Genomic DNA, 19,073 nt, shown 5'->3' with positions numbered 1-19,073 from the left:
ATGACAAACACAGTAGTTAATGTAATTGGAGCTGGTCTTGCCGGCAGTGAAGCAGCATGGCAGCTTGCAAATAGAGGGATACAAGTTCATCTTTATGAAATGCGTCCAGTCAAACAAACACCTGCCCATCACACAGATAAATTCGCAGAGCTTGTTTGCTCCAATTCCCTACGCGCCAACAACTTGACAAATGCAGTAGGGGTGTTAAAAGAAGAGATGAGAATGCTTGACTCTGTCATCATTCGTTCAGCAGATGACTGTGCGGTTCCAGCAGGCGGTGCCTTGGCTGTGGACAGGCATGAATTTGCTGCTAAAGTTACCGAAAGAGTAAAAGAACACCCTAATGTAACTGTATTTAATGAAGAAATGGAACAAATTCCTGATGGACCAACCATCATTTCAACAGGGCCTCTTACGTCCAAAGCCCTATCAGACCAGCTTCGTTCCTTAACTGGTGAAGAATATCTATATTTCTATGATGCAGCAGCTCCAATTATCGAAAAAGATAGCATCAACATGGACATTGTTTATCTAAAATCCCGTTATGATAAGGGGGAAGCTGCCTATTTGAATTGTCCGATGACAGAAGAGCAATTTAATCGTTTTTATGATGCTCTAGTGGAAGCAGAAACTGTTCCGTTGAAAGAATTCGAAAAGGAAATTTTCTTCGAAGGATGTATGCCGATTGAAGTGATGGCAAATCGCGGAAAGAAGACTATGCTTTTTGGACCTTTAAAACCAGTTGGTTTAGAAGATCCCAAAACGGATAAACGTCCATATGCCGTTGTGCAACTTCGTCAAGATGATGCGGCAGGCACTTTGTATAATATTGTTGGTTTTCAGACACATTTAAAATGGGGTCCTCAAAAAGAAGTAATCCGTCTAATTCCTGGTTTGGAAAATGCGGAGATTGTTCGATACGGTGTTATGCACCGCAATACTTTTATTAATTCTCCTAACCTGTTGAAACCAACCTATCAATTTAAAGAAAGAGAAGATCTCTTCTTTGCCGGTCAAATGACAGGAGTGGAAGGGTATGTAGAATCGGCAGCATCAGGCTTAATAGCGGGGATGAATGCAGCTCGCCTTGTTCTTGGAGAGGAACCATTGGTGTTCCCTAAAGAAACTGCGATTGGAAGTATGGCACACTATATCACTTCTACAAATGCGAAAAACTTCCAACCAATGAATGCTAATTTTGGGCTATTTCCTGAGCTTCCGAAGAAAATCAAAAATAAGCAAGAGCGCAATGAAGCTCATGCTAGGAGAGCGTTGGAAACAATTCAGAATTTTGTAAAAAATTAATCAAATTAATTGCAAGGGCTACTAAATTGTGATAATATTTAGTAGCCCTTGTGAGGTGATAAGTATGCAAAATGTTAAAGTTCCATTAATTTCTTTTCTAGAATATTTACAAATTGAAAAAAATTACTCAAAATATACTATTGTATTTTATCAAAAGGATATTGAAGATTTTTTTGATTTTATGAAAGAGGAAGCCATTTCAAGCATCAATGAAGTCACTCATACAGAAGCAAGAATGTATTTAACCAAGCTCCATCAAAAAAAGTACGCACGAAAATCGGTTGCAAGAAAAACATCAAGCTTACGCAGCTTCTATAAGTTTCTTCTCCGAGAAGAAAAAGTGGAGCAAAACCCGTTTAGCAGTGTTTCCTTGCCAAAACAGGAAAAGCGACTTCCGCAGTTCCTCTACAGTGAAGAACTGGATAAGTTGTTTGCTGTATCAGATCTGGCAACACCGCTAGGTCAGAGGAATCAAGCTCTGTTAGAATTGCTCTATGCTACTGGCATCCGTATTAGTGAATGTTGTCACATTCAAGTTCATGATATTGACTTTCAGGTCGGTACCATCTTAGTCACTGGAAAAGGGAACAAACAGCGTTATATCCCGTTTGGAAGTTTTGCTCAAGATGCATTGAAGACCTATTTGGAAGAAGGACGCAAATCACTGCTTGAAAAGCAAAAAACGTCGAATTCCACTAAGCATCTTTTTTTAAATTTCCGTGGAGGTCCTCTAACTCCCCGTGGTGTAAGGCTAATACTTAATGACATGGTACAACAGGCATGTTCAACCTTACATATTAGCCCACATATGCTTCGGCATACGTTTGCCACGCATATGTTAAATGAAGGGGCAGACCTTAGGGTAGTGCAAGAATTGCTCGGACATGCCAGTTTATCATCCACCCAGATTTATACACATGTGACGAAAGAACATTTACAAAAGACGTATAATCAATTTCATCCTCGTGCATGAGGAACGATTGGAGGATCATTTCATGTCATCATTTCATGCTACTACGATATTTGCGGTCCAACATAAAGGACAAAGCGCAATGTCTGGTGACGGTCAGGTTACATTTGGAAACGCAGTTGTTATGAAGCATACAGCACGAAAAGTGCGCAAGCTTTTTAACGGAAGGATTCTAGCTGGTTTTGCAGGATCTGTGGCAGATGCATTTACCTTGTTTGAAATGTTCGAGGCGAAGCTGGAGGAATACAACGGCAATATCCAGCGTTCAGCAGTTGAGCTTGCCAAAGAATGGCGAAGTGATAAAGTGTTGAGGAAATTGGAAGCGATGTTGATTGTAATGGATGAGTCCAGCATGTTGTTAGTTTCCGGCACTGGTGAAGTTATTGAACCTGACGACGGGATACTTGCCATTGGTTCAGGTGGAAATTATGCACTTTCTGCAGGGCGTGCTTTAAAAAGGTATGCAGGTGATCATATGACAGCACGTGAGATAGCCAAAGCCTCCTTGGAAACAGCAGGAGAAATTTGCGTGTACACGAATGACAATATCATTGTAGAAGAACTATAGAAAAGGCGGTTGTAGATATGAGTACAAAATTGACCCCTAGGCAAATAGTAGATATGCTCGATCAATATATTGTAGGTCAGACTAATGCGAAAAAAGCGGTTGCGGTTGCTCTTAGAAACAGGTATAGAAGGAGCCTCCTTAAAGGCAGCCTTCGTGATGAAGTAGTTCCTAAGAACATTTTAATGATCGGACCGACTGGTGTCGGAAAGACCGAAATAGCCCGCAGAATTGCAAAGCTTGTTGGTGCTCCATTCATCAAAGTAGAAGCAACGAAGTTCACAGAAGTAGGCTATGTGGGCCGTGATGTTGAATCGATGGTACGCGATTTGGTGGAAACATCCGTCCGTCTTGTAAAAGAAGAAAAGATGGCGAGTGTGAAAGAAAAAGCCTTGGAAAATGCAAACAAGCGATTGGTGGAACTATTGGTTCCAGGCAAACAAAAAAGCGCGTCATATAAAAATCCGCTTGAGATGTTTTTTGGGGGAAATGCAAACCCCAATGAAACGGATGAGCAGGAGAAGCAAGAAGAAGTATCTATTAAAGACCAAAGAAGAAGAATGGCCCATCAACTTGCTCTAGGTGAACTAGAGGACCACTATGTGACAGTGGAAGTGGAAGAACAGCAAGGATCTATGTTTGATATGTTACAAGGCTCGGGTATGGAACAAATGGGCATGAACATGCAGGATGCCCTAAGCAATCTAATGCCGAAGAAAAAGAAGAAAAGAAAGCTTACAGTCCGTGAGGCAAGACCGGTACTTGCGCATGAAGAAGCGCAAAAGCTTATTGATATGGATGAAGTGACTCAAGAAGCTGTGAACAGAGCGGAACAAAGTGGAATTATATTCATTGATGAAATAGATAAAATCGCGAAAAAGAACAGTGGTTCTTCTGCGGATGTATCGCGGGAAGGAGTACAACGTGATATTCTTCCTATTGTGGAAGGGTCAACTGTTGTAACAAAATACGGTCAAGTAAAGACAGATCATGTTTTATTTATTTCAGCTGGTGCATTCCATATCGCAAAGCCCTCTGACCTCATTCCGGAATTGCAAGGTCGCTTTCCAATTCGTGTGGAATTGACCAAACTATCCATAGATGATTTTGTAAGAATTTTAGTGGAGCCGGATAATGCTTTACTTAAACAATATACGGCATTATTGGAAACGGAAGGTATAAAAGTCGAATTTTCTGACGATGCTATTCGTAAACTAGCTGAAGTAGCGTTTCAAGTTAACCAAGATACTGATAATATCGGTGCCCGCCGACTTCATACGATTCTAGAGAAGTTGTTGGAGGACCTGTCATTTGAAGCGCCAGATATCAATCTAGAGAAAATCGTCATCACACCGAAATATGTGGATGAAAAACTAGGTAATATCGTAAAAAATAAAGATTTAAGCCAATTTATCTTATAGAGCAGATTTTTAGGAGGAAATAAACATGCCATTATTACAAAAAACAAGAACCATTAATGCTATGCTGCAAAGAGCGGCTGGTAAACCAGTTAACTTTAAGGAAATGTCGGAAACTCTTTGCAATGTTATTGAAGCAAATGTTTTCGTATTATCCCGACGTGGAAAACTATTAGGCTATTCCATTAACCAACAGATTGAGAACGAGCGTATGATCAAGATGCTTGAAGATCGTCAATTCCCTGAAGAGTATACAAAAAACTTATTCAATATCTCTGAAACATCTTCAAACTTGGATGTGGAAAGTGAATATACAGCTTTCCCTGTAGAGAACAAGGAATTGTTCAAATCAGGTTTAACGACAATCGTTCCAATTATCGGTGGAGGAGAGCGTTTAGGTACTCTTATCCTTGCACGTCTTCAAGAGCCATTCTCTGATGATGATTTAATCTTGGCGGAATATGGTGCGACCGTTGTAGGTATGGAAATTCTGCGTGAGAAAGCAGAAGAAATTGAAGAAGAAGCAAGAAGCAAAGCCGTTGTTCAAATGGCAATCAGCTCTCTTTCTTACAGCGAGCTTGAAGCAATTGAGCATATCTTTGAAGAGCTTGATGGAAAAGAAGGTCTTCTTGTAGCAAGTAAAATTGCGGACCGTGTGGGAATCACTCGTTCTGTTATCGTTAACGCACTAAGAAAATTAGAAAGTGCTGGTGTAATTGAATCCCGTTCCCTAGGAATGAAAGGTACTTACATTAAAGTCCTAAACGACAAGTTCCTAATGGAACTTTCCAAACTTAAATCACATTAATTTTTAACAAAGTAAAAGGGTCTGACTCTTCTGCAACTTGCAGAAGAGTCAGACCCTTTTTTTTAGGTGAAAAAATATATTAGACTGGTGAGTTCCGTTCCAGGCGCTTCGCTTGGCTGCGGGCGGTCCGTAAGTCTCTTCACACCGCATCAGGGGTCTCACCTGTACCTTCCTCCCGCAAGATCTACGCGCCTTCCACTCCAATCAATAAGGTGATCTCATTCATTAATGGATTTATGAAAAGCCGTCTAACCGAGGTAACTGAATAAGCATTAACGTATCGTTTACGTAATTTTTAGCTGTGGATTGGAGCAAATGGCGGAGACTCCAGCGGGGGAGTAACGGTTGGTTGAGACCCCGCAACGAAGTGAGGAGGCTCAAGCATCGTCCCGCGGGAAAGCGAAGCCATTTGCGAAAAGGAACAGCGGCGAATAAGTTATTAATGATTTTTCTATCCTGAAATAGTAATAGGTCTTTGTGCCCAAGCAAGAAAATGAGCCAAATTGACGATTTTTTTTAACAATTGACACATAGACATATTGGTTACCTTAATTTACAATAAAAGCATACATACATATTTCGACAAATATATATAATTCGCAACAAAAGATTTATTTATGGGGGTACTAATGAAGATTTTTTCGACATCAATCCAAGCATTGGAAAAAGGTATACAGTATTCAGGTGCAAAGCATAAAGCTATATCACATAATATCGCAAATGTTGATACACCAAATTTTAAACGTAAAGAAATAAAGCCCACCTTTGGAGAAACTTACCAAAAAGCACTAGAGGCAAATAAGACTGATAACAGACATAGAGAATTTTCGGGCAGTTCAAATCTAGCATTTAGAATGGATAATACATCGTATTCCTACTCACATAACGGCAATAATGTCGACATAGATAAAGAAATGTCAGACTTGGCTGAAAATCAAATATATTATTACACCTTAATTGATCAAATGAGCGGGAAGTTTCAATCGCTTCAGAACGTCATTAAAGGAGGGAGAGCGTAATGGCAATGTTTAAAAGCATGAATATCTCTGCCTCCGCCCTGACAGCCCAGAGACTCAGAATGGATGTTATATCCTCTAATATGGCAAATGTGGATTCAACACGAGGCGAATATCGCAATGGGCAATGGGAACCTTACAGAAGGAAGTTGGTGGAAACAGCACCAAAGGAAAACAGTTTCCAATCCTATCTGCAAAAAGCTTCTGGAACAGGTAATGGATTTGGTAGTGGCGTGAAAGTAACAAGGATAAAAGAGGATGATGCTCCTTTCCGACTTATGTTCGATCCGGAGCACCCGGATGCAAATGAAGAAGGATATGTTCAGCTCCCTAATGTCGATCCTCTAAAAGAAATGGTAGACCTAATGAGTGCATCAAGGTCTTATGAAGCCAATGTAACGGTATTTAATGCTTCAAAAGGAATTATGATGAAAACGCTGGAACTTGGTAAATAGGTGGAGGTTAAATAGATGATTACTAAAATAGCAAATTCTAATCAGATGTTTCAGAATCTAAATAGTGTTCAGAAAACGAGTGGCGATGTGCATCAACAATTTTCTACCTATTTGAAAGATGCCTTGAATGAAGTGAACAATGCACAAGTGGCATCCAATCAAATTACTACAAAGCTGGTCAATAATGAAGGAGTAGAACTCCACGATGTATTGATTGCCCAGCAAAAGGCTAGTGTAGCCATGTCGCTAACGATGGAAGTGAGAAACAAGGGTGTGGAAGCATACCAGGAAATCATGAGAATGCAAGTGTAAGACAGATAGAACTATAAGAAGAAAATTGATACATAAATAACTTTTGTCACCCAACAGTGACAGTGATCTTACAGATAGAAAAAATGCGGTTATTTACTGCATAACTTTGCTGCAAGATAATAACCGGGGGAATTGACGTAATGAAAGAGAGATTACAAGAAATAAAGACAAAAACTTTTTCCTTTTGGACGAATAGATCAAAAGCTCAAAAGACAGCGATGGTCAGTACCGTTATCGTATCCTTTTTTGCAATAATCGCAATGGTGTACTTTTTGAACAAGACAGACATGGCCCCTCTATACAAAGATTTGACTGTACAGGAAACAGGGCAAATTAAAGAAGTGTTAGATGGTAGAGGCATCCAATCACAGATAACCAATAACGGTACAGCAATCTTGGTTCCTCAACAATCGGTAGATTCATTGAAAGTGGAATTGGCTGCAGAAGGTCTTCCCAAAAGCGGAAGCATCGATTATGGTTTTTTTGGTGAAAGATCAGGATTTGGTATGACTGACAACGAGTTCCGAATAATGAAGCTAGACGCCATGCAAACAGAGCTAGCAAATTTAGTGAAAAGTATTGAAGGTGTGAAAGATGCCCAGGTCATGCTTAGTCTTCCAGAAGAAGGAGTATTCGTAAGAGAATCGACTCAAGTGGCATCAGCATCCATCGTCATTGAAAATGATCCTGGATATCAATTCGACCAGAATAATGTTAATGCGCTATACCATCTAGTATCAAAGAGTATTCCTAACTTATCTACTGATAATATCGTCATCATGAACCAAAACTTTGAGTATTTTGATTTAAAAAATAACCAAAATTCTGGCAGTACCTTTAATGCATCCTCACAACTGGAATTAAAGAAGGAAATCGAAAGAGACATACAAAGACAAGTACAACAGATGCTCGGAATGATGATGGGCTATAACAAAGTGGTTGTTTCAGTGACAACGGATATAGATTTTACTCAGGAAGCAAGGGAAGAAAACACTGTAACACCAGTGGACCCTGAAAACATGGAAGGAATTGCTGTAAGTGTTGAACGAATTACTGAGAGTTATACAGGTAACGATGGTAACGCTGGTGGGGTACCGGGAACTGGAGAAGCAGATATTCCTGCATATGTAGCCGGAGGAGGAACTGGCAGTGGCGATTACGAAAGAATGGAAGAAAGAATTAATAATGAAGTTAATAGAATCAGATCAGAAATTGTAGAAAGCCCTTATAAAGTAAGAGACTTGGGCATCCAGGTTATGGTGGAGCCTCCTGTAGCAGATGATCCATTATCCATGCAAGAAAATACGATTGAAGATATTAGACAAATACTAAGCACGATTGTCCGTACAACCATTGATAAAAATATGTTAGGGGATGACCCTGAACAAGCTAACATTGATGAAAAAATAGTTGTTTCTGTTCAGCAGTTCAATGGAAAAGTGGAAATGGAAGAAACGACAGAATCTGCAATACCAACTTGGATATATGTTGCAGCTGGTATTCTCCTTGCTGTCATCCTCTTGTTATTATTCCTTCTATTCAAACGCAATGGAAAAGAGGAAGAGGAAGAAGTAATGGTTACAGAAGAAGAAACTGTCCAAATTCATGTGCCGGATATTAACAATGAAAAAGAATCGGAAAGTTCAGCGCGTCGAAAGCAACTAGAAAAAATGGCCAAAGAAAAGCCGGATGAATTTGCGAAACTATTACGTTCATGGTTGTCGGAATAGAAGGGGAGGGAGACGAATATGGCAAAAGCAACACAGGCAAAATCCTTTTCAAATAAACAAAAGGCGGCCATCTTATTGATCTCGCTTGGTCCGGATGTTTCGGCTTCCGTTTACAAGCATTTATCAGAAGAAGAAATTGAAAAATTAACACTTGAAATCAGCGGGGTACGTACAGTCGATTCTCACATCAAGGAAGATGTTCTGGAAGAGTTTCACCAAATAGCCCTTGCTCAAGATTATATCTCTCAAGGCGGGATCAGTTACGCCAAAACCGTTTTAGAAAAAGCTTTAGGTAAAGACCAGGCAACAGCCATTATTACAAGGCTTACTTCTTCCTTACAGGTTAAGCCCTTTGACTTTGCCAGAAAAGCGGACGCTTCCCAGATTCTAAATTTTATACAAAACGAACACCCACAAACGATTGCACTTGTCTTATCCTATTTGGAACCGACAAAATCCGGTCAAATATTATCAGAGTTACCGCAAGAATTACAGGCAGATATTGCAAAAAGAATTGCAGTGATGGACAGTACTTCTCCTGAGATTATAAATGAGGTAGAGCAAATTCTTGAAAGAAAGCTTTCTACTACCGTTACTCGCGATTATACAAACACAGGTGGTATTGATTCTGTCGTGGAAGTGTTAAATCAGGTAGACAGAAGTACAGAAAGAACGATTCTGGATTCCTTGGAAATTCAAGACCCGGAATTGGCAGAAGAAATCAAGAAACGAATGTTCGTATTCGAAGACATTGTTACGCTTGATAACATGGCAATTCAGCGAGTAATTCGTGATGTGGAAAATGAAGACATGATGCTTGCTCTGAAAGTTGCCAGTGAAGAGGTCAAAGAGATTGTGTTTAAAAACATGTCTAAACGAATGGTAGAAACCATGAAAGACGATATGGAATACATGGGTCCTGTTCGCTTGAAAGATGTGGAAGAATCGCAATCTAGAATCGTAGGAATCATTAGAAAGCTTGAAGAAGCAGGGGAAATTGTCATTGCTCGTGGCGGAGGAGATGACATCATTGTCTAAGTTAATAAAATCATTTTATTTAATAGAAGGAAATACGGAATCTGTTTCCATAAAAGTTGCTCCTATTTTCAACAAGAAACAATCGGAAACAAAAGCGGAAACAGTACTTGGTCATAGTATAGAATCCATCAATCTTGCCATTGAAAAAGCAAAACGGGAGGCAGCCGGCATTTTGGAACAGGCAGCCTTAGAAAGAGAAAAAGCTGCAATGGCGATTGACGAGGAAATGAAGGCTTGGGAATCAGAGAAAGAATCCTGGATGCAAAAAGCGTATGACGATGGACATGAACAGGGATTTCAAGCAGGTGAAAAACAGGCACAAGCATTATATGAAGAGCGGCTTAATGAGGCCAGCCGTATTATCGAGCTGGCTAAATTGCAGTACAACGAAAAACTTGACAGTTCCATCGAATCCATCGTCATGCTTAGTGTAAAAGTAGCAGAAAAAATTATTGGATCCTCCCTGGATTCAGACCCTTCCACTTTTTCGAAATTGGTTCAGTCTGCGCTTAAAGAAGTCAAAGAAAAAGAGGAAATAAAAATTTATGTAAGTCCTAGCCAATACCCAAATCTACTAATGAATAAACAAATTTTGCAAAATATCATTAATAGTCAATTTGATCTTATAATTTTTCCTGATGCAGATTTACAAGAAACTGGATGCTGGATTGATTCTACTGCAGGACGAATTGATGTTTCGATTGATACGCAGTTGAAAGAAGTGAAAGAACATCTTTTGCAACTTGTCAGAGTGGAGTTGTAATCATGTTGACTGTGGAAGATTTACTGAAAGAAATAGATACAATAAACCCATACAGGCGTTACGGAAAAGTAAAAAGAGTTATCGGTCTTATGATTGAATCTAAAGGTCCGGAAAGTTCCATTGGGGATGTATGCAATATCATCATCCATAAAAAGAAAAAAAGAATCGTACAAGCAGAAGTTGTCGGCTTCAGGGACGACCATGTTATTTTAATGCCTTTTACAGATATTCAGGATATCGGACCTGGGTGTATGGTGGAAGCGACAAATAACCCTTTAGAAATAAGAATCGGTGAAGAGTTAAGGGGAATGGTACTGGATGCAATGGGCAAACCGTTAAATCCAGAAGAAGAATTACCTGTTGGCTTAGGTAAATACCCAACAGACCAAGCACCACCAAATCCAATGACGCGACCATCTATCACAGAAGAGTTGGAAGTGGGAGTTAAAATAATTGACGGCTTGCTTACAGTCGGAAAAGGTCAGAGGGTAGGAATCTTTGCAGGTAGTGGGGTAGGAAAAAGTACACTGCTTGGCATGATTGCACGAAACACCCATGCAGATATCAATGTGATCGCACTCATCGGGGAACGAGGCAGAGAAGTTCGGGACTTTTTGGAACGTGATCTTGGGCCTGAAGGATTAAAACGATCCATTGTTATTGTAGCCACTTCCGATCAACCTGCTCTTATGCGTATAAAAGGGGCATATACAGCAACCGCCATTTCTGAGTATTTCCGAGATATGGGCTATAATGTCATGCTCATGATGGATTCCGTAACAAGGGTAGCCATGGCGCAGAGAGAGGTAGGTTTGGCTGTTGGAGAACCTCCGACCACCAAAGGCTATACCCCGAGCGTATTCTCCATGCTGCCTAAATTGTTGGAAAGAACCGGCACAAATCAGCATGGGTCCATCACAGCCTTTTACACAGTGCTAGTGGACGGTGATGACATGAATGAGCCAATAGCAGATACTGTGCGAGGTATTCTAGACGGCCATTTCGTATTAGATAGAGACCTTGCTAATAAGGGCCAATACCCAGCTATTAACGTGTTAAAAAGTGTGAGTCGAGTAATGAATCATATCGTCGATCATGATCATAAAAGAGCAGCGGAATCCATGCGGGAAAAGCTATCGAAATATTACCAAGCAGAAGATCTCATCAACATTGGGGCGTATAAGCGCGGCAGCTCCAGAGAAATTGATGATGCCATTCAATCCTACCCGGCCATCATTAACTATTTAAAACAAGAAGTTGATGACAGCTGGAAGTTTGCTGATACAAAAAAAGAACTAACAAACTTAATGAAGTAGGTGGTAGGCATGTCTGTTAGAAAAGGACGTTTAGAGAAACTGTTGGTAGTGAAAAAAGCCGAGAAAGATCAGGCGAGTTCAGAGTATCAAAGTGCAATATCACAGTTTGAAACAGAAGGGCAAGCCTTATACGAACTTTTAAAGAAAAAAGAGCAATTAGATGAATCACTCCAAGTTAGCCTTCAAAGCGGAATACCAATAGAAACCCTTAAACAGCAACAATTTTTCATTGGCAACTTGGAAAAAAACTTGCTTCACCAACAAAAAAAAGTAAGCCACGCTAGAGCGTTCATGAATCTAAAGGAAGAAAAACTAAAAGAACAATCAGTAGAATGTAAAAAATATGAAGTGTTGGATAATAAAGAAAAACTTTATTGGAAGCAAAATGATCTTAAAGTGGAGGCAACATTTATAGACGAACTCTCCATTCTTCAATATTCGCAACACACGAATAGGTGAAAAACGATGAAAAAAGAAAAACAAACAGAAGAAGTAGAAGAAAAATATTCGTTTCTGCAGAAGCTTTTATACTTGTTTATCATTCCACTTCTTTTTACTCTGGTCATTGTACTAGGCTATCTGACATATGAGGGCAAGAACATATTTGAAGTTGCCCAGTCTTTTCTCCCAGCTAATGAAAAGGTGACTACAACAGAAGAAAAGAAAGAGGAAAAAGAAGTGTCTTCATCACAACCAAAAGATAGTCAAAAATCCTCTCAGGAAATCATTCTCTTAGAAAGGCAAGTTAGTGAAAAGGAGAGAGAGATTACAAAGCTTATTGCAAATCTTGAAGAAGCGAATAGTAGAATAGTAGATTTAGAGAAACAACAACAAGAAATAAAGTCTTCAACCAAAGAGCTGGCAAAGCTATATGAAGGTATGTCTACGAAAAAAGCTGCTCAAATCATGATGGAACTGGATGAAGATATGGCACTCCTAATTTTAAATGAATTAAGCACATCGAAAACATCTTCCATATTAGGACAACTGGAACCACAACAGGCAGCAAGATTTACGGAACTACTAGCCGATAATGAATAGGTATTTAGAAAGGAATGAAAGAAGTGAATTTTTTTGTAACAGGTGTAGCTTCTGCTTCTGTCGGATCAAGCAATAAAATGATAAACGACGGAGTGAAAAAATCAGAGCAACTTACCGAAAACACATCGGACAGTTTCCGTTTTATTTTGTCTGAAAGTTTCCTTTCCACGATGTTGTCACTTTCAAAGCCTATTAGTGACATGGTTGAGGATGAAAATGCCACCATCGAGAAATTGATTAAAGAAATGGATGAAACTCTGACATTGCAGCTTGCGTTGCTAAATGAACTTCAAGAATGGCGAAATATGGAATCAGATACAGCTGATACAAAAGAACTTCCAAAAGAATACTTCCATCTACTAGAAGATGTGATGGCAATGATGTCACTCTTGGCCAATCAAGAAGATAATATTCAAGGGAAAGTAGATAAACAGTTGATACAACCATTCACTCAAGTTTCAGAAAGAGTGATGATGTTTATTAAAAGCTATATGATGTCAGTTGATGAAAAGACTGATTTACCAATAACTACAAAAGAACAGTCAAACGTAAGGGATCTTTTAAAGGCAATAGACTCCAAATTGGGTAAGGTAGAACAGGTGATTAAGGGAACGCACCAAGCCCTACAACCATCCACATCTGATTCGCCTACTACAAGAACAGCTTTCGTGCCTAATAATGAAACGTTTCTACAAAACGGTCCCGTTACGATGAACTTGTTGCAACAACCAAAACAGACAACCATTCAATGGGTCGTAGATACAACAACAAATGAGGTTGCACGTGAACAGTTGATGCAAAAGTTAGAAGGTATTTTGTCTAAAACAACGACAAAACTAGTAAACGGTAACCAGTCCATGACTATAAGGTTGGCCCCGGAGCATCTTGGAACATTACATATTAAATTGCAGGAAACCCAGAACGGCTTAGTCACAAAGCTAATTGTCCATTCCAAGTCTGCTGCTTCGCTACTTGAAAGTGGAATGACCAATTTAAAACAAACTCTTGCTCAAACGAATACGAGTATGGACAAGATTGAAGTCGTGTTTTTAGATCAAGATCAAAAACTAACTCAACATCATAAAGGATCAAATGAAGAAAATGCCCAACAGAAGCAATCTTATAAGCAAGACAAGCAACAAGACGATTCCAATCAATCTTTTGAAGATGTGCTATTAGAAGAGTTAGAAATAAAAATTCCTGAAGGTGAGAGAACATGACAAATACCATTTCATCTGATCTTTACATTCAGAACCGTCCGGTGGAATCAACCAAACAAAACAATGTGATGGGAAAAGACGATTTTCTTCGGCTACTTATTGCCCAATTACAAAATCAAGATCCGTTAAATCCTATGGAAGACAGAGAATTTATTGCCCAGATGGCAAACTTCTCATCCCTTGAACAAATGGCGAACTTAAACAAGAGCATGGAAGGTTTTATAGACACCCAGAATAAAATGAACGTACTCTCCTTGCAACAGTATCTAGGCTCAGAGCTTACATGGCAGCACACATATATGGTGGAAGACGAACCATATGTCGAAATGAAGAACGGCACGGTCACAAGTATCTCCATGCAAGATGGAAAAGCCAGATTAATTATGGACGATGGAAGTCAGATCACCGTAGAGCAAATCACAAAGGTGAATCAGTCTGGAGAAGTTTCTCAAAGTGGAAACGCTTCTCTATTATCAGCAAGTCATCTAATAGGTAAAAAGGTTACCATCAGCTTATGGGAAGAATCCTATGAAAATGTCTTGGTAAACTCTGTTCTAACAAAGGATGGAAAAATCCATCTCACTGTCACTGATGAGCGCTTGTCAGATAAAAAGATACCACTAGAAGCCATCCAACAAATAACACAATAAAGATATTGGAAGAAGAGAAAGCAAAATAAGGGGGAAAAAATATGCTACGTTCCATGTATTCAAGTATCGGAGCACTTAGAAACTTTCAAACTAAACTAGATGTGATTGGAAACAACATCGCAAATGTCAATACGTATGGGTTTAAAAAAGGAAGAGCCACTTTTCAAGAGATGATGGTGCAACAATTATCAGGTGCAAGTGGCCCCGCGGCAGGTAAAGGTGGAGTTAATGCAAAGCAAATCGGTTTAGGATCCATGATCAGTACAATAGATACTATCCAAACTCAAGGGTCCCTTCAAACCACTGCACGACCACTAGATTTAGCCTTATCAGGTGATGGATTCTTCGCAGTAGCTTCCATTGCAGACGTGACAAGAGTGAATGTGGATAGTGACACCGCCTATGGTGACAACAAAATCTTAGGTGGGGCGATTAACAATGCTGTTGCTATGAACTATACAAGGTCAGGTAACTTCTACCTTGATAATAATGGCTACATCGTTAACGCTAACGGTATGTACATGATTGGAGAAACAGGGGAGAAAAGAATCCCAAATGACCAGATCATGGCTGCTTCCAACGCTGCATTAAATTCTGGTGAGATTTTCTTCGACGAATACAGAGACTTCAGAAATGATACGAACAAATACCTTGACCTTGCTATGAAGTTCCTTGAAGCACAACGAACTTTTGAAGATGCTGAAAAAGCGAATTTGGAATCCGGTGGTAATGACCCTCAATTGGCTGCAGCGGCTGCAGCAGCAGAAACCGCTAGGGATAATGCAGCAACCCAATTCAATGATTTCAATACCGATATCTATGAAGGTCAAAGAGACGCATTTACAATTTCAGCTCAAAACATGAACAATGGAATTGATAGTTTCATAGGTGCAACTGGCGAAATAGCATACAGAATGATTGACCCGGTTGTCCAGGATCCGACCATTCCAATTCCTAATGGGGCAACAGCCAATATCAATGACCTATCGAACCTTGTAAGCTATGCACAGTCTGTAAAAACCAGTCTTGACACAGCTTTCAAGACTTTCGAGAATTTCATCGCTAAAGCGGAAATGATCCAGCAACCTACATGGACAGATTCGTTAAGCGGCAGTCCTGGACTGATTCAAATCCCGCCTAATGCACGAAGCTTCAGTATTTCCGGTGATGGAAAAGTGAATTTTATCGATCAATTCGGAGACTTAAAAGTTGCTGGCCAGTTAATGTTAGCGAAATTCCCAAATGATGCTGGATTAGAAAGAATCGGGGAAAACCTATTTCAGCAATCAAACAACTCAGGGACAATGGATAAAAACGGTGACGGAATTCAACTTGAAGAAATGTTCAGACCTGGTGACAATGGGGCTGCAGCTATTATTTCCGGGACGCTCGAAATGTCAAATGTCGATTTATCCGAAGAATTCACAGAGATGATTACAGCTCAAAGAGGGTTCCAAGCGAACACGAGAATCATCACGACATCAGATGAAATACTTCAAGAGCTTGTCAACCTGAAGCGATAAAGGGGGAAGGGCTAAGTTATTCCTACTTAGCCCGATAGATATGATAAAGCTAACTAAACTGAATGGTCGTCCATTTGCGGTCAATGTTTGGTTGATTGAACAGGTTGAAGAAACACCAGATACAATAATTACCTTAAATAACGGTAAAAAAGTGATTGTAAAAGAGAGAATGGAAGAAGTGATTCTGTGTTGCAAGGAGTTCTATGCTCACATGCATCATGGAACACATTTGGAGGGTAAAAAAGATGTTTCGCAATAAATTACTTAATATCATGATCATTATCCTTCTTGGTATATCACTTATTGGAGTAGTTGCACTCGTTACAGTGGATAAATTTTATGCGGATAAATCAACAGAAGAACCCACCATTGATGAAATCATTAAATACTCCGTTGATTTTGATGAAATAACAACAAATTTACAAAGCGGCGGGTATGTACGTTTGAAAATGAAAGTCCAAACGGATAGTAAAAAAGCAACGGAAGAACTATTAAAAAGAGATTTCCAGGTACAAAACATCGTGATACACGAGATTGCCAATAAGACTGCTTCAGATTTTGAAGGTGGAAAAGGTCTGACTCAATTGGAAGAGGAAATTCAACTGAAATTAAATGAAGTGATGCAGGACGGAGAAATCGTGAAAGTCTATATCACCTCCTTTCTCCTTCAAAATTAATCACCAAGAGAACTATGTAAACTAGGAGGTGATGATATGTCGACAGAAGTGATGTCGCAAAGTGAAATCGATGCGCTTCTTTCAGCCTTATCAACAGGGGAAATGAACGCCGAGGAGCTTAAAAAGGAAAATCAGGAGAAAAGGGTTAAAGTTTATGACTTTAAAAGGGCACTTCGTTTTTCCAAAGATCAAATACGTAATTTAACCAGAATACATGAAAACTTTGCTCGATTATTAACGACCTATTTTTCTGCACAACTTCGAACTTACATACAAATAAGTGTTGCATCTGTTGATCAACTCCCTTATGAAGAGTTCATTCGTTCGATTCCTAAAATGACGATTCTGAATGTATTTGAAGTAGCTCCACTTGAAGGAAGGGTAGTCCTTGAAATAAACCCAACCATCGCCTATGCAATGCTTGACAGGCAACTTGGTGGAAAAGGGACAGGCGTTAACAAAGTGGACAGTTTGACAGAAATAGAAACAAGACTTATGACCACCCTTTTTGAGGGAGCCATTGAGAATTTCGGAGAGGCCTGGGATACAGTTGCCGATATTCAGCCGTTTCTGTCGGATCTAGAAGTGAACCCACAGTTTTTGCAATTAGTTTCTCCGAATGAAACGGTAATTGTCATATCCATGAATATAACCATCGGTGAAGTAACCGGCATGATTAATATCTGCATTCCACATGTCGTTTTGGAACCGGTTATCCCGAAATTATCTGCTCACTATTGGATGGAAGAAAAAAATAAAGTGAGACAAGATCACGAGATAGCAACTCTCGAAAAAGCAATCAGGGCAACATCATTAACGGTAACGACTGAATTGGGGAAATCAGAAATATCATTTTCTGATTTATTGAATATAACCATTGGCGATGTACTCCCACTACAACAGAAAATTGATGAGCCAATTATTGTAAAAGTGGACAATAAACCTAGTTTTTATGCACAGGTCGGTCAGGTGAAGAAAAACATGGCCGTACAAATATTAGAAAAAATCAAGGAGGGATACGAGGATGATGAGTGATGGAATGTTATCTCAAGATGAGATAGATGCGTTGCTTCGAGGAACAGATAACAACAATGAAGAACCCCTCTTTGTTGATCTTAATATTGAAGAATATCTATCTACAATGGAACAGGATGCGCTTGGTGAAATTGGAAATATATCATTTGGCAGTTCGGCAACCGCTTTATCTACTTTATTAAATCAAAAAGTCCAAATAACAACCCCTAAGGTCTCGCTGGTAGAAAAAAGCAGGTTGGAAAGTGAATTCCCCGACCCTTATGTAGCCATAAGAGTGAGTTATACAGAGGGCTTTTCAGGTTCTAATATACTGGTAGTCGAACAAAGCGATGCTGCTATCATCGCAGATTTAATGCTTGGAGGAACAGGTGAAAGCCCTCAAAGCGAATTTGATGAAATTCATCTGAGTGCCGTTCATGAAGCGATGAATCAAATGATGGGGTCTGCTGCTACTTCGATGTCGACAGTGTTCGCAAAAAAGATTGACATATCACCACCATCTGTCATGTTAATTGATTTTAAAGCAGGAGATGGAACTGAGGAGATGCCAGAGGATGAACTATTAATCAAAGTGGCATTTTCCATAAAGATCGGCAAATTAATTGATTCATCCATTATGCAAATACTTCCTTACCCTTTTGCAAAAAAGTTAGTTGAAGAGCTGTTACACCGTGATGATGACACGAATCAATCTTCACAAGTTAAACAAGAAACAGAAACATTGACAAATCAAGCGAGCGTAACCTCCTATGAACAGAGTAATCAATCAGAAACGTCTACTACTGGAGATTATTATCATAAAGAGAATGAGCACTACGTCGCTGAAACTCCACAAAGAGAACATGCATATGCAGGTGGGCATGAAAGAACTAGCAATCCAGCACCAAGACCGCAGCCAGCAGTTAATGTGCAACCCGCAGTCTTCACGAGTTTTGAGACCACAGCTGTGGAGGAGTCTGAACCAAATAACTTAAATATGCTGTTAGATATACCTCTTCAGGTTACGGTGGAATTAGGAAGAACAAAGCGTTCTGTCAAAGACATCCTTGAATTGTCAACAGGCTCCATTATTGAACTGGATAAGCTTGCAGGGGAACCGGTGGATATCCTTGTCAATAATAAACTCATCGCTCAAGGTGAAGTGGTCGTGATAGATGAAAGTTTTGGAGTAAGAGTAACAGATATTGTAAGTCAAACAGATAGAATCAGAAAACTTCGATAGAACCAAGGA

The 19,073-nt window shown here is 39.6% G+C and carries 21 protein-coding genes; all 21 read left to right on the top strand.

The window, feature by feature from the left end:
- The 21 genes from trmFO to fliY all read left to right on the top strand — a co-directional run bounded on the left by trmFO (position 1) and on the right by fliY (position 19,064).
- On the top strand, positions 1–1,305 hold the full coding sequence (gene trmFO, locus FZC76_RS01575) for an FADH(2)-oxidizing methylenetetrahydrofolate--tRNA-(uracil(54)-C(5))-methyltransferase TrmFO (protein WP_148986523.1): 1,305 nt from the start codon (positions 1–3) through the stop codon (positions 1,303–1,305).
- Between the two features lie 64 nt (positions 1,306–1,369).
- A complete protein-coding gene (gene xerC / locus FZC76_RS01570) occupies positions 1,370–2,278 on the top strand; it encodes a tyrosine recombinase XerC (RefSeq protein ID WP_148986522.1) in 909 nt (302 codons plus the stop codon).
- 22 nt (positions 2,279–2,300) lie between these two features.
- Positions 2,301–2,843, top strand: coding sequence for an ATP-dependent protease subunit HslV (gene hslV, locus FZC76_RS01565; protein WP_148986521.1), 543 nt, complete (start codon positions 2,301–2,303; stop codon positions 2,841–2,843).
- 17 nt (positions 2,844–2,860) lie between these two features.
- Entirely contained in the window at positions 2,861–4,261 is a 1,401-nt protein-coding gene (gene hslU, locus FZC76_RS01560) for an HslU--HslV peptidase ATPase subunit (protein ID WP_148986520.1), read from the top strand.
- 25 nt (positions 4,262–4,286) lie between these two features.
- Positions 4,287–5,066 (top strand): GTP-sensing pleiotropic transcriptional regulator CodY, encoded by a 780-nt coding sequence (gene codY / locus FZC76_RS01555; protein ID WP_148986519.1) that lies wholly within the window; start codon positions 4,287–4,289, stop codon positions 5,064–5,066.
- A 629-nt stretch (positions 5,067–5,695) separates the two neighbouring features.
- Positions 5,696–6,085: a flagellar basal body rod protein FlgB gene (flgB, locus tag FZC76_RS01550; RefSeq protein WP_148986518.1), complete on the top strand. Its 390-nt coding sequence runs from the start codon at positions 5,696–5,698 to the stop codon at positions 6,083–6,085.
- Positions 6,085–6,537 carry a flagellar basal body rod protein FlgC gene (flgC, locus tag FZC76_RS01545; RefSeq protein WP_148986517.1) on the top strand — a complete coding sequence of 151 codons (453 nt, stop codon included), beginning with the start codon at positions 6,085–6,087 and terminating at the stop codon, positions 6,535–6,537. Before flgB ends, flgC begins: the two co-directional genes overlap by 1 nt.
- Positions 6,538–6,582: 45 nt before the next feature.
- Positions 6,583–6,849 (top strand): flagellar hook-basal body complex protein FliE, encoded by a 267-nt coding sequence (fliE, locus tag FZC76_RS01540; RefSeq protein ID WP_392396809.1) that lies wholly within the window; start codon positions 6,583–6,585, stop codon positions 6,847–6,849.
- A 140-nt stretch (positions 6,850–6,989) separates the two neighbouring features.
- On the top strand, positions 6,990–8,579 hold the full coding sequence (fliF, locus tag FZC76_RS01535; protein ID WP_148986515.1) for a flagellar basal-body MS-ring/collar protein FliF: 1,590 nt from the start codon (positions 6,990–6,992) through the stop codon (positions 8,577–8,579).
- 18 nt (positions 8,580–8,597) lie between these two features.
- Positions 8,598–9,617, top strand: coding sequence for a flagellar motor switch protein FliG (fliG, locus tag FZC76_RS01530; RefSeq protein WP_148986514.1), 1,020 nt, complete (start codon positions 8,598–8,600; stop codon positions 9,615–9,617).
- Entirely contained in the window at positions 9,610–10,380 is a 771-nt protein-coding gene (fliH, locus tag FZC76_RS01525; protein WP_187441926.1) for a flagellar assembly protein FliH, read from the top strand. Before fliG ends, fliH begins: the two co-directional genes overlap by 8 nt.
- Before the next feature lie 2 nt (positions 10,381–10,382).
- A complete protein-coding gene (gene fliI, locus FZC76_RS01520; protein ID WP_392396798.1) occupies positions 10,383–11,696 on the top strand; it encodes a flagellar protein export ATPase FliI in 1,314 nt (437 codons plus the stop codon).
- A gap of 9 nt (positions 11,697–11,705) precedes the next feature.
- Positions 11,706–12,155 carry a flagellar export protein FliJ gene (gene fliJ / locus FZC76_RS01515; protein WP_148986512.1) on the top strand — a complete coding sequence of 150 codons (450 nt, stop codon included), beginning with the start codon at positions 11,706–11,708 and terminating at the stop codon, positions 12,153–12,155.
- Between the two features lie 6 nt (positions 12,156–12,161).
- The gene (locus FZC76_RS01510; protein ID WP_148986511.1) at positions 12,162–12,737 is read left to right on the top strand and encodes a MotE family protein; all 576 of its coding nucleotides are present in this window, start codon (positions 12,162–12,164) and stop codon (positions 12,735–12,737) included.
- Positions 12,738–12,760: 23 nt separating this feature from the next.
- Entirely contained in the window at positions 12,761–13,957 is a 1,197-nt protein-coding gene (locus FZC76_RS01505) for a flagellar hook-length control protein FliK (RefSeq protein WP_187441925.1), read from the top strand.
- On the top strand, positions 13,954–14,607 hold the full coding sequence (gene flgD / locus FZC76_RS01500) for a flagellar hook assembly protein FlgD (protein WP_148986507.1): 654 nt from the start codon (positions 13,954–13,956) through the stop codon (positions 14,605–14,607). Before FZC76_RS01505 ends, flgD begins: the two co-directional genes overlap by 4 nt.
- A gap of 41 nt (positions 14,608–14,648) precedes the next feature.
- Complete coding sequence (locus FZC76_RS01495; RefSeq protein ID WP_148986505.1) at positions 14,649–16,130, top strand: flagellar hook-basal body complex protein; 1,482 nt, start codon at positions 14,649–14,651, stop codon at positions 16,128–16,130.
- 40 nt (positions 16,131–16,170) lie between these two features.
- Positions 16,171–16,389, top strand: a complete 219-nt coding sequence (locus FZC76_RS01490) for a flagellar FlbD family protein (protein WP_148986503.1) — start codon at positions 16,171–16,173, stop codon at positions 16,387–16,389.
- A complete protein-coding gene (gene fliL, locus FZC76_RS01485) occupies positions 16,376–16,807 on the top strand; it encodes a flagellar basal body-associated protein FliL (protein ID WP_148986501.1) in 432 nt (143 codons plus the stop codon). The genes FZC76_RS01490 and fliL overlap by 14 nt, the downstream gene beginning before the upstream one ends.
- A 36-nt stretch (positions 16,808–16,843) precedes the next feature.
- Positions 16,844–17,842, top strand: coding sequence for a flagellar motor switch protein FliM (fliM, locus tag FZC76_RS01480; RefSeq protein WP_148986500.1), 999 nt, complete (start codon positions 16,844–16,846; stop codon positions 17,840–17,842).
- A complete protein-coding gene (fliY, locus tag FZC76_RS01475; RefSeq protein WP_148986498.1) occupies positions 17,832–19,064 on the top strand; it encodes a flagellar motor switch phosphatase FliY in 1,233 nt (410 codons plus the stop codon). The genes fliM and fliY overlap by 11 nt, the downstream gene beginning before the upstream one ends.
- Positions 19,065–19,073: the final 9 nt, after the last annotated feature.

Origin of the sequence: Sutcliffiella horikoshii (assembly GCF_008180725.1) — a bacterium.
Classification (GTDB): Bacteria; Bacillota; Bacilli; order Bacillales; family Bacillaceae_I; genus Sutcliffiella_A; species Sutcliffiella_A horikoshii_B.
The sequence above is the reverse complement of the archived record's forward strand: the minus strand, read 5'-3'. Positions and strand labels throughout refer to the sequence as shown.

Coding starts and splice junctions, on each gene's coding strand:
- flgD (WP_148986507.1), top strand. CDS start 13,954: ATGACAAATACCATTTCATCTGATCTTTACATTCAGAACCGTCCGGTG.
- xerC (WP_148986522.1), top strand. CDS start 1,370: ATGCAAAATGTTAAAGTTCCATTAATTTCTTTTCTAGAATATTTACAA.
- trmFO (WP_148986523.1), top strand. CDS start 1: ATGACAAACACAGTAGTTAATGTAATTGGAGCTGGTCTTGCCGGCAGT.
- FZC76_RS01495 (WP_148986505.1), top strand. CDS start 14,649: ATGCTACGTTCCATGTATTCAAGTATCGGAGCACTTAGAAACTTTCAA.
- fliI (WP_392396798.1), top strand. CDS start 10,383: ATGTTGACTGTGGAAGATTTACTGAAAGAAATAGATACAATAAACCCA.
- flgB (WP_148986518.1), top strand. CDS start 5,696: ATGAAGATTTTTTCGACATCAATCCAAGCATTGGAAAAAGGTATACAG.
- fliF (WP_148986515.1), top strand. CDS start 6,990: ATGAAAGAGAGATTACAAGAAATAAAGACAAAAACTTTTTCCTTTTGG.
- fliG (WP_148986514.1), top strand. CDS start 8,598: ATGGCAAAAGCAACACAGGCAAAATCCTTTTCAAATAAACAAAAGGCG.
- fliJ (WP_148986512.1), top strand. CDS start 11,706: ATGTCTGTTAGAAAAGGACGTTTAGAGAAACTGTTGGTAGTGAAAAAA.
- hslU (WP_148986520.1), top strand. CDS start 2,861: ATGAGTACAAAATTGACCCCTAGGCAAATAGTAGATATGCTCGATCAA.
- FZC76_RS01510 (WP_148986511.1), top strand. CDS start 12,162: ATGAAAAAAGAAAAACAAACAGAAGAAGTAGAAGAAAAATATTCGTTT.
- FZC76_RS01490 (WP_148986503.1), top strand. CDS start 16,171: ATGATAAAGCTAACTAAACTGAATGGTCGTCCATTTGCGGTCAATGTT.
- fliL (WP_148986501.1), top strand. CDS start 16,376: ATGTTTCGCAATAAATTACTTAATATCATGATCATTATCCTTCTTGGT.
- fliM (WP_148986500.1), top strand. CDS start 16,844: ATGTCGACAGAAGTGATGTCGCAAAGTGAAATCGATGCGCTTCTTTCA.
- codY (WP_148986519.1), top strand. CDS start 4,287: ATGCCATTATTACAAAAAACAAGAACCATTAATGCTATGCTGCAAAGA.
- flgC (WP_148986517.1), top strand. CDS start 6,085: ATGGCAATGTTTAAAAGCATGAATATCTCTGCCTCCGCCCTGACAGCC.
- fliE (WP_392396809.1), top strand. CDS start 6,583: ATGTTTCAGAATCTAAATAGTGTTCAGAAAACGAGTGGCGATGTGCAT.
- fliY (WP_148986498.1), top strand. CDS start 17,832: ATGATGAGTGATGGAATGTTATCTCAAGATGAGATAGATGCGTTGCTT.
- hslV (WP_148986521.1), top strand. CDS start 2,301: ATGTCATCATTTCATGCTACTACGATATTTGCGGTCCAACATAAAGGA.